We start from the raw sequence: 13,472 nt of genomic DNA on the forward strand, positions 1-13,472 counted from the left end.
GTCTCTAACTTGGCTTCGGCACGAAGGCGCCGGGCGGAATCTGGCCATCGACATAGGCGTGATACAGCGCGTCGAGCTGCACCCACAGCACGTTGGTCTTGAAGATCAGCGCGTTGCAGACCGCCTCGCGCTCGGCGGGCGTCTTCGCATGCTGCTTGACGTATTCGAGCGCAAAGCCGGCATCGCGCGGCGCCTGGGTCAGGCGGCGGCTGAAATAGCTCATGATGTCGGGGTTGACGAAATCGTAGTGCTTCAGCATCCCCGAGATGCGCTCCTCGTGCAGGTTCGGCGCGAACAATTCGGTGAGCGAGGAGGCGATCGCCTCCAGCGGCGTGCGGTCGCGGCAGAAATGCACATAGGCCTCCACGGCGAAGCGCGTCGCCGGCAGGATGCCTTCGGTGGATTCCACATAGGCGGTGTCGAGGCCGAGGCCTTCGGTCAGCTTCAGCCAGCGCTCGATGCCGCCTTCGCTGCCGATATCGCCGTCGTGGTCTTCGATGCGATGCCGCCACTCGACGCGCGTGTTGCGATCGCGGAAGCGCGAGATCACCATCGCGTCCTTCAGCGGGATCGTGCTCTGGTAGTAATAGCGGTTGAGCGCCCAGGCCTGGACCTGGCCCTTGTTGAGCTTGCCGCCGTGCAGCAGGCGGTGGAACGGATGCAGGCTGTGGTAGCGCGTCGCACCGATCGTGCGCAGCGTCGCTTCCATCTCCTCGGCACTGTCGAGCGTGATGCCCTTGCCGATCGAGAGCGCGGTCATTCCGTTTGTAGGCACGACATTCACAGCACGATCTCCGTTCCGTCGGAGGGAATCTGCCAGCCCGCCTGTTCGGCCGCCTTGCGTTCGGCCGAGGTCCCAAGCAGCGCCGGGTTGGAGTTGTTGATATGCAAAAACACTTTTCGTCCGATGTCGAGCCCGGCGAGGCTCGCGATCGCGCCCTGATCGCCCGACATCGCGATATGTCCCATGCCCTGGCCGGTCTTGTTGCCAAGCCCGGCCGCGATCAGCTCGTCGTCGCGCCACACCGTGCCGTCGAAGAACACCAGCGGCGCGCCCTTGAGCCGGGATTTCAGCTCGTCGGTCACCCGGGCGCAGGCGGCCAGGAAGTAGAAATATTTGCCGCTGAGCTTGTCCGCAATACGCAGGCCAAGCGTATCGCCAACGCCGTCGGCCCCCGCCGGGTGCGCCTTGCCTTCGAGATACCAGGCACCCTTGCCGGGAACCTCGAACGGCAGCACCTCGAGCCCGGACGGCGATCCGTCGGGCAGGGCCGGTTCGAAGGCGTGGTCGACGGCGATCGGCCGGCGGGCGACGTTCTTGTCGCTCAGCACGTTGAAGATGCTGTTCGCGCGCAGGATCGCCAGCACCCGTTCATGCGCGTAGATCGCAAACGGCGAGCCCTCGCGCATCGACAGCAGCCCGGCGACGGCATCGATCTCGCCATTGGTGAGGATGACGCCCGCGATCGGGCTATGGCGCAGGGCGCCGTGCTTCGGATGCAGCTGTGGCGTCGCGATCAGCTGCTGGCGCAGATCCGGGGAAGCGTTGACCAGGAACCAGTGCGCGCCGTCGCCGCTGACGGCGATCGAGGCTTGCGTGCTCTGCAATTCGGGATGGTCGCTTCGCGCCGTCCTGCAGACGGCACAGCCGCAGTTCCACTGCGGAACGCCGCCACCCGCTGCGGCACCCAGGACGACGACACGAAGCATGATCCGTCCCCTGGAGACGTTTGACTCGGACCCAACGATTTCGACCCGCTAACCTGGGCCCAGAAACGTTACGAGGTGGACCCCGGCTTTGGAACACACCCCCATGCTCGGGAGCGCGTTACGCCCGGATGTCCACCTGCGCTAAAACGCTAAACGTGTATAGGGCGCTGCCGCTTACTTGCGGGTGGCGCACATATACATGTTGATTTCCATGCCGACCGACACTTCGACGATCTTCGGTGCTTTCCAGGCCATTAGGCTCTCCTTGTTGCAACCGGACGAACTTTCCGCCCTGCAATTAAACTACTGCGGTTCGAAAAGTTCGCCACTTAAATTTTTCGCAAGCTGCTCTGCTCAAGGACATGCTGCACTGCGAAGGGTGAATTCCGGCCAGTCACAAATTTGTGCGCGCATTTCCCGTCAAAACCCGGTGCCATCAGACCTTTTTCCTGTTGTTCGCCACACGGTGAATGGTGATCTTGGACTAAGAGACAGGGGCCGTTCGATCCTCCGAAGGTCCTGATGACGATTCTGTGCTTCCCGGTGACGGGAGGCGACTAACCGAGCCGAGTTCAGCCGATGCCACGCTATTTCTTCAATACCCGTATCGGCGACGAGCTGATCTCCGATCCCGACGGCGAAATCCTGCGCGATCCCGATCGCGCGTGGGAGATGGCGCGGGCTATGATTCGCGAACTGCTCAAGACCGAGGGCGCCGACGGCGCGCTGCTCAGCGCCGTGATCGAGGTGACCGACGACGAGGGCGAGATCGTGCTGGAGTTTCCATTCACCGAGGCGATTCTCGATCGCCCGGACCGCTCCATGACAAGGCATTGAGATAGGCCGACAGGCACGCGTGGCTGCAACCATGCGTTGGCCGATGCCGGCATGTTTCCGATTGCAATTGTCCGGACAAATTCGCAAGACTATGAACGGAAAGCCTGATAGCGCCGGTCGACCTCAATGGCGCAATGAACAAACGGCTTCCACCCAGGGGAGATCACCATGAAAAAACACTCGTTCGCACCGCGCAGCCTGCTGCTCGCGGGCGTCATGCTCGGGGCGTTCACACTCTCTGCTGCGGCGCAACAGCCGGCGGCCGCGCCGGCCGCAGGTGCCGCGCCGGCCGCCCAGCCGCTGCCGCCGGGCTCGCCCCTGATCGGGCGCCCGGACAATGAAGCCGCCGCCAAGCTCGCGCCGGTGGCACCGCCGCCACTGCCGTCAGCGCCGGACAAGCTGCCGCTTGCCAAGCTCAAGGTGCCGGCCGGCTTCAATGTCGAGGTCTATGCCGCCGGCATGGCCAATGCGCGCTCGCTGGCGCTCGGCGACAAGGGCACCGTGTTCGTCGGCAGCCGCCTCGTCGACAAGGTCTATGCGATCGTCAACAAGGACGGCAAACGCTCGGTCAAGGTGATCGCGTCCGGCCTCTACCGCCCGAACGGCGTCGCCTTCAAGGACGGCACGCTCTACATCGCCGAGCTTTCGAAGGTCTCCAAGATCGACAAGATCGAGGACAATCTGGACAACCCGCCGAAGCCGACCGTCATCTACGACAAGCTGCCGAAGGACGAGGCGCATGGCTGGAAGTTCATCGCCATCGGTCCGGACAACAAGCTCTATGTCCCGGTCGGCCAGCCCGGCAACAACGTGCTGCATGACGCCGATCACGGTCAGATCCGCCGCATGAATCTCGACGGCTCCGGCGCCGAGGTCTACGCGCTCGGCGTCCGCAACTCGGTCGGCTTCGACTGGAATCCCGAGACCAAGCAGATGTACTTCACCGACAACGGCCGCGACTGGCTGTCGGAGACGGTGCCGGAGGACGAGCTCAACCGCGTCACCAAGGCGGGCGAGGATTTCGGCGCGCCGTTCTGCTACCAGGGCAACATCATCGACCAGGAGCTCGGCTGGGGCAAGAACTGCAAGGACTACACCGCGCCGGTCGGCCTGATGGGTCCGCACACCGCCTCGCTCGGCATGCGCTTCTACACCGGAAGCCAGTTCCCGAAGGCCTACAAGAACGCGATCTTCGTGGCGCGTCACGGCTCCTGGAACAAGTCGCAGAAGCAGGGCGGCGACGTCGTCGTCGTCAAGCTGAACAAGGACGGCACCGTGAAGTCGGTCGAGCCGTTCCTGACCGGCTTCCTCGAGGACAACAAGTATGTCGGCCGCCCGGTCGACGTGATGCTGCTGAAGGATGGCTCGATGCTGGTGTCCGACGACTGGAACGGCGCGGTCTATCGCGTCAGCTACGGCAAGCCGAAGGTCGCTAATCAGTAACAACCGCTAACGTCATTCCGGGCTGGTGCGACAGCACCAGACCCGGAATCTCGAGATTCCGGGTTCGCCCTTCGGGCGCCCCGGAATGACACTGAGAAAATCAGGAGCAGACGATGCGTAAGATCATGATCTCTGTGCTCCTGTTTGCATCAACTGCTCTTTCCGCAAATGCCGAGACCATCCAGGAGCGCGCTGCGGCATGCTTCGCCTGCCATGGCGAGCATGGCATGTCGGAGACCGAGAACACGCCGTCGCTTGGCGGCCAGACGGCGCCCTATGCGCTGATCCAGCTCTTCATGTTCCGCGAGAAGCTCAGGGTATTCGACCCGATGAACGAGATGGCGAAGCCGATGACCGACGACGATCTGCGCGCCTTCTCCGATTTCATCGCCACCCTGCCGAAGCCCGCGCCGCCCGCGGACGCCGGCGATCCGGCGCGGATGGCGCGCGGCCAGGCGCTGGCGCAGCAGAACCGCTGCAACAGCTGCCACAACACCGATTTTTCGGGCAAGGACAACGTCCCCCGCATCGCCAACCAGCGCGAGGACTACCTCGCCAAGACGCTGGCCGAATACAAGGACAACAGCCGCCACGGCTACGACGCCACCATGGCCGACGTGATGCAGACGGTCACCAAGGAGCAGATCGGCGACCTTGCCTATTACATCGCGCACGTCCGCTGAAACATCAGGCGGCGGGCCGCTGGCCTTGCTGTTCGTGTGGGGCTAAAACGCCTCCGTCATACGGAGTGTCACATGCAGGATCTTTGGCGTCTGTCGGCGGCTGAACTCGCCTCCCTCATCAAATCGAAGAAGGTATCGGCGAAGGAGGCGGCGGAGGCCGGGCTCGCCCGGCTCGATGCGGTCAACCCGAAGATCAATGCGGTGGTCGATCACCGGCCGGACGACGTGCTGGCACAGGCAGCCAAGATTGATGCGGCCATTGCGCGCGGTGAGGCGGTCGGGCCGCTCGCCGGCGTGCCTGTCACCATCAAGGTCAATGTCGACCAGGAGGGCTACGCCACCACCAACGGGCTGAAGGCGCAGCGCGACGTCATCGCCAAGGTCGACAATCCGGTGGTCGCCAATCTGCGCAAGGCCGGCGCGGTGCTGCTCGGCCGCACCAATTGTCCGGCGGTGTCCTATCGCTGGTTCACCACCAACCTCATTCACGGCGACACCAAGAACCCGCGCGACCCCGGTATCACCCCGGGCGGCTCGTCCGGCGGCGCGGGCTCCGCGGTCGCGGCCGGCATCGGCCATATCGCGCATGGCACCGATATCGCGGGCTCGGTCCGCTATCCGGCCTATGCCTGCGGCGTGCACGGCCTGCGGCCGAGTATGGGCCGCATTCCCGCTTTCAATTCGGCATTGCCGGAGCGTCCGATCGGCCCGCAGATCAGCGCGGTGTCGGGCCCGCTGGCGCGCACCGTCAACGACCTGCGCATCTCGCTCGCGGCGATGTCGGCGCCGGACTATCGCGATCCCTGGTACGCGCCGGTGCCGCTCGACGGACCGCCCCGGGAGAAGCGGGTTGCGATGTGCCTCAATCCCGATGGCCTCAACCCGGTGCCGGAAGTGGTCGCCGCGGTGGCCGATGCCGGCAAGCGGTTGCGCGAGGCCGGCTGGATCGTCGAGGAGATCGCCGACACGCCGTCGCTGCGCGAGGCGGCCGAGATCCAGACCCGGCTCTGGCTCGGCGACGGTTACGAGGCCCAGCTTGCGTTCGCCGAACGCGAGGGCGATCCCGGCGCGCTGGCCTGCCTGCGCGGCGTCCGCTCCAAAGTGCATCCGTTCGACCTGTCGCAGGCGCTGACCCGCCGCGCCACCTTGACCCGCGAGTGGTTCGCCTTCTTCGACAAATATCCGGTGCTGCTGATGCCGGTGTCCGGTGAGCTGCCGTTCCCCGATCATCTCGACCGCAAGGACGAGGCGTCGTTCGCGCGGGTCTGGCACGCCCAGCTGCCGCAGATCGCGATCCCCTTCATGGGATTGCCGGGGCTTGTCGTCTCCACGGGCCTCGTCGGGCGAATCCCGGTAGGTGTGCAGCTGGTGGCCGGGCGCTACCGCGAGGACCTCTGCCTTGCCGCGGGCGAGGCGGTCGAGGCCGGCGGCACGCCGTCGTCGCCGATCGATCCGGTGATTTAAGATGGCGACGGTCTACGATTTCACAGCCAAGTCGCTCGCCGGCGACGACATGCCGTTGCGGCGGTTCGAGGGGCAGGTGCTGCTGATCGTGAACACCGCGAGCGCCTGCGGGTTCACGCCGCAATACAAGGGCCTGCAGGAGCTGCACGCCGGGCTGTCGCCGCGCGGCTTCGCCGTGCTCGGCTTCCCCTGCAACCAGTTCGGCGCGCAGGAGCCGGGCGATGCGAAGCAGATCGCCGCGTTCTGCGAGACCAACTACGCCGTGACGTTTCCAATGTTCGCCAAGATCGACGTCAATGGCAGTGGCGCGCATCCATTGTACGAACATCTGAAACGTGAGAAGTCGGGCCTGCTCGGGCCGGCGATCAAATGGAACTTCACCAAGTTCCTGGTCGATCGCGCCGGCAAGGTCGTGGCGCGGCATGCGCCGACCGCCCGGCCCGAAGGTTTGAAGAAGGAAATCGAGGCGCTGCTATGAGCGACGACATCAACGACCAATTCCCCGACCGCCTCTCGGTCGATCCGAACAGCCCGTATTACAACGCGGAGATTCTCGCCCGCGATGTCGGCATCCGCTTCAAGGGCGCCGAGAAGACCAATGTCGAGGAATACTGCATCAGCGAGGGCTGGGTGCGCGTCACCGCCGGCAACGCCAAGGACCGCTACGGCAACCCGCTGACCATCAAGGTGCACGGGCCGGTCGAGCCGTATTTCCGGGACAAGGCGAAGTCCTGACTGCCTCCACCGTCATTGCGAGCGAAGCGAAGCAATCCACGTCTCCGCTCGTTGAGAAATGGATTGCTTCGTCGCTTCCCTCCTCGCAATGACGAGGAGAGGGTGACGATCTAACTTGAAGGGCTGTGCATGTCCGTCCGCATCGTCGACGTCCGCGAGGTGACCAAGCCGATCTCCTCGCCGATCCGCAACGCCTATATCGACTTCACCAAGATGACCTCGAGCCTGGTCGCCGTGGTCACCGACGTGGTGCGCGATGGCAGGCGGGTGGTCGGCTATGGCTTCAATTCCAACGGCCGTTACGGGCAGGGCGGTCTGATCCGCGAGCGCTTTGCGCCGCGCCTGCTCGAAGCCGATCCGGCATCGCTGCTCGATAGCTCCGGCGCCAATCTCGATCCGGACAAGGTCTGGTCGACCCTGATGTCAAACGAGAAGCCGGGCGGCCATGGCGAGCGTTCGGTCGCGGTCGGCACCATCGACATGGCGGTGTGGGACGCGGTGGCGAAGATCGCGGGCAAGCCGCTGTTCCGGCTGCTCGCCGAGCGTCACGGCGTGACCGCCAATCCGCGCGTCTTCGTCTACGCCGCCGGCGGCTATTATTATCCGGGCAAGGACCTCGGGAGCTTACGCAAGGAGATGCGCGGCTATCTCGACCGCGGCTACAACGTCGTGAAGATGAAGATCGGCGGCGCGCCGCTTGCCGAGGACCGCGAGCGCATCGAAGCGGTGCTGAAGGAGATCGGCAGCGAGGCGCAGCTCGCGGTCGACGCCAACGGCCGCTTCGACCTGGAGACCGCAATCGCCTACGCCAAGATGCTGCGGGAGTATCCGCTGTTCTGGTACGAGGAGGCCGGCGATCCGCTCGACTATGCGCTGCAGGCCGCGCTGGCCGAGTTCTATCCGGGGGCGATGGCGACCGGCGAGAACCTGTTCAGCCACCAGGACGCGCGCAACCTGATCCGCTACGGCGGCATGCGGCCGGACCGCGACTGGCTGCAATTCGACTGCGCGCTGTCCTACGGTCTTTGCGAGTATCAGCGCACGCTCGCGGTCCTGAAGACCCACGGCTGGTCGCCGAGCCGCTGCATCCCGCATGGCGGTCACCAGATGTCGCTCAACATCGCAGCCGGCCTCGGCCTCGGCGGCAATGAGAGCTATCCCGACCTGTTCCAGCCCTATGGCGGCTTCCCCGATGGCGTGCGGGTCGAGGGTGGCCACATCGTCATGCCCGACCTTCCCGGCATCGGCTTCGAGGGCAAGTCGGATCTCTACAAGGAGATGAAGGCGCTGGCTGATTAGCCCGTGCCGGTCCGGCCGGCCCGGCGGGCCTGAATCTACTTGCAAAATTAATTGAGCGTCGCTCAAAAAATATTGAACGTTGCTCACGTTCCGCTATACTCATACGGGAGAGACGCCGTTCCCGGGTCACCCGGGAGGCGCCGGAACCGGCCATGAGGATCGCCGCATGCCATATTCAACGAAAAGTCTTCGGGAAGCCGCCGATGCCGGGGTGATCAGCCCGGCGGATCTGGACCGGTTGCTCGCCTTCCTGGCCAGCCATGAGGGCCCGGGCGCGACGGGCGAGGCCAGCCCGGCGGCGAGGTTCGATGCCGCCCATGTGCTCTGGTACGCCGGCGCGCTGATCGTGATCGGCGCCATGGGCCTGTTCTCGACCCTGGCCTTCACCCAGATGGGCGGCCGGGCACTGACGGCGTGCGCGATCGCCTACGCCACCGCTTTCGCCGTGGCCGGTCACCACCTCTGGTACGGCAAGAATTTGCGGGTTCCCGGCGGCCTGCTGATCGCGATCGCGGTCTCGATGGCGCCGCTTGCGGTCTATGGCATCCAGGACGAACTCGGCTGGTGGGGCAAGTTCGGCAAGCCCGGAACCGTGCAGGACTTCTACGTCTGGGTGAAGGGCAGCTGGATCTTCATGGAGATCGCGACCGTTGCGGCCGGCATCGTCGCGCTGCGCTACTTCCGCTTCGCCTTCATCATCGCGATCATTTCGGTGGCGCTGTGGTTCATGTCGATGGATCTGGCGCCATGGTTCAGCGGCACCGCGCATGCCGACTTCGAGACGCAGCGCCGCGTGTCGGTGTGGTTTGGCCTCGCCGTGCTCGCGGTGGCCTGGATCGTCGACTATCGCAGCCGCAATGGTGACTTTGCGTTCTGGCTGCATCTGTTCGGCCTGATGGCGTTCTGGGGCGGCATTACCGCATCCTCGAGTTCGACCGAGCTCTCGAAAGCGGTCTATTGCCTGCTCAACGTCGGTCTCGTCGCTGTCGCCGTGATCCTGTCGCGGCGCGCCTATGCGGTGTTCGGTGCGTTCGGCATCTGCCTCTATCTCGGACATCTCGCCGACGTCGTGTTCAAGGACTCGCTGTGGTTTCCGTTCTCGCTGTCGCTGATCGGAATTGCGGTGATCGCCGCAGGCCTCGTCTACCATCGCAACGAGCGCGCGATCACTGGCTGGATCGACACGCATCTGCCGGCGGGGCTGCGGCCGCGATCCGCGGCGGCGTGAGGACACTCTTCGTCGCTTTAGAAGCGCTACAATCTGGAATCCCTACAAGAAGTGCGGCGCGTAAGCGCCGTTCTTGGTTTCCCGGCGCAAATCCGGAAGCCGACGGAAACCGTTTGCATCCTTGACTTTTCCCACCCGACGCGCGGTTCGCGCAGCACCTGCGCGCTTTCGTCGCGATTTTATTCCGTCGCCGCGCAAAAATTTTCCGACGCCCGTCGTCTGGACGCACTGCACCTCACGTCTCTAGAGGACGCGCATCGCCTTCACGCAAGGCGAGCGTTGCTTGGGGACGACGTCATGACATCAAGATCACAGAATAATCGCCGCATCGCTTGGCTTGCGAAGCTGGCGCTGCTCACCGCGAGCTATCTTGCACTGAGCGTTCCGTTCGCAGCGTCATCTGCACAGGCGCAGTCGGTGCCGGCGCAAGCCGCATCGTCGCTGCCGCCGGTGACCGTCACCCCGCCGGCCACGCAGCGTCGCCGCAGCGCGCCATCGACTTCGCGCAACACCGCCGCAGCTCGAGGCCGGCGCAGCCAGACCGCGCGGCGGATCGAGTCTGCGGCCGCGGCAAAGCCATTCGCGGAATCGCAGGATGCCCGCACCGGCACGTCGGGCTATTTCGCCAACAGCACACAGGTTGCGACCAGGATCAACACCGCGATCGTCAACATTCCGCAATCGCTCAACGTCATCACGCGCGAGCAGATCCGCGACCAGAATTATCAGGGCGTCACCGACGTCACCCGCTACGTTCCAGGCGTCGCGGTGCATCAGGGCGAGGGCAATCGCGACGAGCTCGTGATCCGCGGCGTCGATTCCAGCGCCAACTTCTTCGTCAACGGCTTCCGCGACGACGTGCAGTATTTCCGCGACATGTACAACGCCCAGAGTATCGAGGTGCTGAAGGGGCCGAGCGCGCTGACCTTCGGCCGCGGCGCCGGCGGCGGGCTGCTCAACCGCACGCTGAAAGAGGCGGACGGCAACCGCGTTTACGAGGCGACGGCGCAGACCGGCTCTTGGGGCGATCGACGCGTCACCCTCGACGCCGGGCAGGCCATCAACGAGAACGTCGCAGCAAGGCTCAACGTGTTCTACGAGGGCGCCGACGCCTTCCGCGACTTCAACCATCTCGAGCGCTACGGCATCAATCCGACGGTGACGCTGAAACCCGACGACAACACGAAAATCAAGCTCAGCTACGAGTACTTCCACGACGAGCGCACCGCCGACCGCGGCAACCCTTCGCAGGGGCTGCCGGGCGGCGCGACCCGCTTCAACCCGACGACGCCGTTCGCGCCGAACGGCGACTTCTCGACCTTCTTCGGCAGCCCGAGCCTGAACACCGCGCAGGCGACGGTGCAGACCGGCATGGCCATCATCGAGCACGATTTCGAGAACGGGCTGACGGTGCGCAACGGCACCATCGCCGCCGACTACCAGAAGTTCTACCAGAACGTCTATCCCACCGGCGGCGCGCTGGCGGGCGCGGTCAACCCGGCGGATACCGCGGTCAACCTCGGCGCCTATCAGCACACGACGAACCGCGACAACGTCTTCAACCAGACCGATTTCACCTACAAGACCTGGACCGGGCCGCTGTTCCACACCGTCGGCTTCGGCACCGAGTTCGGCCGTCAGAGCGGCGTCGACATCCGCAACACCGGCGTGTTCCCGAACGGCACCAACACCATCGTGCAGAACCCGTTCGCGCCGACCTATTTCGGCACGGTGACGTTCCTTCACCATTTCACCGGCACCAATACCGACGGCGTCACCACGCCGGACTCCAACAGCCGCTACGCGCTGAACATCCAGTCCGGTTATGTCAGGGACACCATCGAGATTTCCCGCGCCGTGCGGATCATCGCCGGCGCGCGCTTCGATCGCTTCGACATGTCGGCGACCGACATGAACACCAACACCAATCGCGGCCGCGTCGACAATCTGGTGTCGCCGCAGGCCGCCCTGATCATCAAGCCGATCGAGCAGATGTCGGTCTATACCGCCTACAGCATCTCCTATCTGCCGGCCTCGGGCGACCAGTTCAGCTCGCTGACCGCCGGCACGCTGATCCTGCAGCCGCAGCGCTTCGAGAATGTCGAGCTCGGCATGAAGTGGAACATCAATCCGAAGCTGCTGTTCTCGACCGCGGCCTACAATCTGAACCGCACCAACCAGCCGATCCCCGACGGCAACAATCCCGGCTTCTTCTTCCCTTCGGGCAGCACGCTCACGCGCGGCATCGAGGCGAGCCTGACCGGCCATGTCACCGAACAGTGGCAGTCGTCGCTGGCCTATGCCTACACCGATGCCAAGATCACCGGCGCCACCTCGGCAACCGTCGTGCCCGGCAACCGCGTCCAGCTCGTGCCGTACAATCAGTTTGCCTGGTGGAACAAGTATCAGTTCACCCCGATGTGGGCGGCCGCGCTCGGCGTGATCTATTTCGGCGATTCCTTCGCCTCGTCCGACGATACCGTGCGGCTGCCGAGCTTCGTCCGCTTCGACGCGGCGGTCTACGCCAAGATCGACGAGACCTGGAGCGCCCAGCTCAATGTCGAGAACATCTTCGACAAGGGCTATTGGGCGTCGGCCGATGGCAACAACAACATCTCGCCGGGGCAAGGACGCACGGTGCGGCTGTCGGTGAGGGCGAGGTTCTGAACGCCGGGGGAGTCGATCGCCGCGCCGTCATTGTTGTCGATGTTCACTGCTCCGTCATTCTGAGCGGATGTGAGGCTATATCCTCGTCAATCGCTGTCATCGCCCGGCTTGACCGGGCGATCCAGTACGCTGCGGCCCCTCGGCTCAAGCACTGCGGCCTCTGGAATACTGGATCACCCGCATGCGCGAGGGCTTTGCGAAAGTCGAACAGCTCGACGGGGCCGGACGGCTGTTGTTTGGGCCGGTTAGCGGCTGGACGGGCCAGCCATGATGGCTGGGTGCCTCGTTTGGTTAGGCGATGTGGGGTGGCGTCCTGGCCCATCGCTGGAGATTGATCGCGGTCGCGGCGAGCTGGAAAGCTGCGGCATTGCGTATCAGGCCCCGATAGCGGGCACGCGCAAGGCCGTAGACGCGCTTGAGCAATGCGAACAACGGTTCGATCGGCGCGCGTCGATGCGAGATGACCGCGTTACGACGCACCGCCCAAGGCCCCAAGCGAAGCCAGCGGTTGTGTCTGCGCATAATGCCGTCGCGAATATCCATCTGCTTCAGCCGCCCACGTCGCGCGATGGTATCGTAGGCTTTGTCAGCGTAGACTGTTGCCTCGTCGCCGCAGATCAGCTCGTCGGCGGGCACGGTGTCGTTGACATTGGCTGGCGTAAAGGCAAGGCGCCGGATGATGCGACTGCCTTGGTCCATCGCCACGTGCATCTTGTAGCCGAAGGCATATTTGCCGTCCTTCCTGGTCCAGGCGGCGTCAGGATCGTGAGGGCTTTTGACCAGCTTGCTGGCGGGGCGCCCGTCCGCATCCGGGGGCAAATCGGGATCCGGTGGTTCGGGCGGATTAACCGCCGAGCGGATCAGCGAAGCGTCAATCAATGTGCCGCGCTTCAAGACGAAGCCGGACTTCTCGATCTGCGCCGTAATCAGGGCAAAAGCGCGCTCCGCCAGCCCGCTCCTGGCCAGCTGTTCGCGGAAACGCCACAGCGTGGAATGATCCGGTACCGGCTCACTCAGCGACAGGCCCAGGAAGCGCCGGAACGACAGGCGGTCCACCAGCGCCTCCTCAAGGCCCGGATCGGACAACCCATACCATTGCTGCAGCAACAGCGCCTTAAACAGCGCCAGCGACGGGTAAGCGGGCGCTCCCATCGACCCGCTACGCAAGCCGCTCAGCAGCGCTTCAATCGCGCTCCAGTCGACCAGTTCCGATACTCGCTGCAAAGGCGCGTTGGCTCGAGCCGCGTCATTCACCAGCCCGTCGGTAAAGCTCAATTGACCAATCTGCCGCTCCGCCATCCGTTCCTCCGGCGAATCCTTCACCAAAGAGAATCATCCCGGCAGACTTCTGCAAAGCCCTCGCATGCGCGGGTGATGACACTGAGCAAGCTGAGCATTCACTCTCT

General features: G+C 64.4%; 13 protein-coding genes. 9 read left to right on the top strand and 4 right to left on the bottom strand.

From position 1 onward, the window contains the following. Window positions 1–4: 4 nt before the first annotated feature. From pqqC to pqqA, 3 genes are all read right to left on the bottom strand, one after another. Window positions 5–760 carry a pyrroloquinoline-quinone synthase PqqC gene (pqqC, locus tag XH92_RS12720; protein ID WP_194461237.1) on the bottom strand — a complete coding sequence of 252 codons (756 nt, stop codon included), beginning with the start codon at window positions 758–760 and terminating at the stop codon, window positions 5–7. 20 nt (window positions 761–780) lie between these two features. Beyond that, the gene (gene pqqB, locus XH92_RS12725; RefSeq protein ID WP_194459516.1) at window positions 781–1,710 is read right to left on the bottom strand and encodes a pyrroloquinoline quinone biosynthesis protein PqqB; all 930 of its coding nucleotides are present in this window, start codon (window positions 1,708–1,710) and stop codon (window positions 781–783) included. Window positions 1,711–1,884: 174 nt separating this feature from the next. Beyond that, the gene (pqqA, locus tag XH92_RS12730; protein ID WP_035635412.1) at window positions 1,885–1,965 is read right to left on the bottom strand and encodes a pyrroloquinoline quinone precursor peptide PqqA; all 81 of its coding nucleotides are present in this window, start codon (window positions 1,963–1,965) and stop codon (window positions 1,885–1,887) included. A gap of 324 nt (window positions 1,966–2,289) precedes the next feature. Between pqqA and XH92_RS12735 the strand changes: the two genes are divergently transcribed. The 9 genes from XH92_RS12735 to XH92_RS12775 all read left to right on the top strand — a co-directional run bounded on the left by XH92_RS12735 (window position 2,290) and on the right by XH92_RS12775 (window position 12,066). Beyond that, the gene (locus XH92_RS12735) at window positions 2,290–2,547 is read left to right on the top strand and encodes a hypothetical protein (RefSeq protein WP_016839844.1); all 258 of its coding nucleotides are present in this window, start codon (window positions 2,290–2,292) and stop codon (window positions 2,545–2,547) included. 168 nt (window positions 2,548–2,715) lie between these two features. Then, window positions 2,716–3,990, top strand: a complete 1,275-nt coding sequence (locus XH92_RS12740) for a sorbosone dehydrogenase family protein (protein WP_194459517.1) — start codon at window positions 2,716–2,718, stop codon at window positions 3,988–3,990. A 113-nt stretch (window positions 3,991–4,103) separates the two neighbouring features. Continuing rightward, window positions 4,104–4,673, top strand: a complete 570-nt coding sequence (locus XH92_RS12745) for a c-type cytochrome (protein WP_194459518.1) — start codon at window positions 4,104–4,106, stop codon at window positions 4,671–4,673. A 72-nt stretch (window positions 4,674–4,745) separates the two neighbouring features. Beyond that, window positions 4,746–6,137, top strand: a complete 1,392-nt coding sequence (locus tag XH92_RS12750) for an amidase family protein (protein WP_194459519.1) — start codon at window positions 4,746–4,748, stop codon at window positions 6,135–6,137. A 1-nt stretch (window position 6,138) separates the two neighbouring features. Beyond that, the gene (locus tag XH92_RS12755; RefSeq protein WP_194459520.1) at window positions 6,139–6,615 is read left to right on the top strand and encodes a glutathione peroxidase; all 477 of its coding nucleotides are present in this window, start codon (window positions 6,139–6,141) and stop codon (window positions 6,613–6,615) included. Next, a complete protein-coding gene (locus tag XH92_RS12760) occupies window positions 6,612–6,872 on the top strand; it encodes a DUF3297 family protein (RefSeq protein ID WP_194459521.1) in 261 nt (86 codons plus the stop codon). Before XH92_RS12755 ends, XH92_RS12760 begins: the two co-directional genes overlap by 4 nt. Window positions 6,873–7,001: 129 nt before the next feature. Further along, the gene (locus tag XH92_RS12765) at window positions 7,002–8,171 is read left to right on the top strand and encodes a mandelate racemase/muconate lactonizing enzyme family protein (protein ID WP_194459522.1); all 1,170 of its coding nucleotides are present in this window, start codon (window positions 7,002–7,004) and stop codon (window positions 8,169–8,171) included. 166 nt (window positions 8,172–8,337) lie between these two features. After that, window positions 8,338–9,399, top strand: a complete 1,062-nt coding sequence (locus XH92_RS12770) for a hypothetical protein (protein ID WP_194459523.1) — start codon at window positions 8,338–8,340, stop codon at window positions 9,397–9,399. A gap of 297 nt (window positions 9,400–9,696) precedes the next feature. Beyond that, window positions 9,697–12,066: a TonB-dependent siderophore receptor gene (locus XH92_RS12775; protein WP_194459524.1), complete on the top strand. Its 2,370-nt coding sequence runs from the start codon at window positions 9,697–9,699 to the stop codon at window positions 12,064–12,066. 291 nt (window positions 12,067–12,357) lie between these two features. Here XH92_RS12775 and XH92_RS12780 read toward each other — a convergent pair whose 3' ends face one another. Next, window positions 12,358–13,365, bottom strand: coding sequence for an IS5 family transposase (locus XH92_RS12780; RefSeq protein ID WP_194455643.1), 1,008 nt, complete (start codon window positions 13,363–13,365; stop codon window positions 12,358–12,360). Between the last annotated feature and the right edge of the window lie 107 nt (window positions 13,366–13,472).

The organism is Bradyrhizobium sp. CCBAU 53421 (assembly GCF_015291625.1).
Taxonomy (GTDB): domain Bacteria; phylum Pseudomonadota; class Alphaproteobacteria; order Rhizobiales; family Xanthobacteraceae; genus Bradyrhizobium.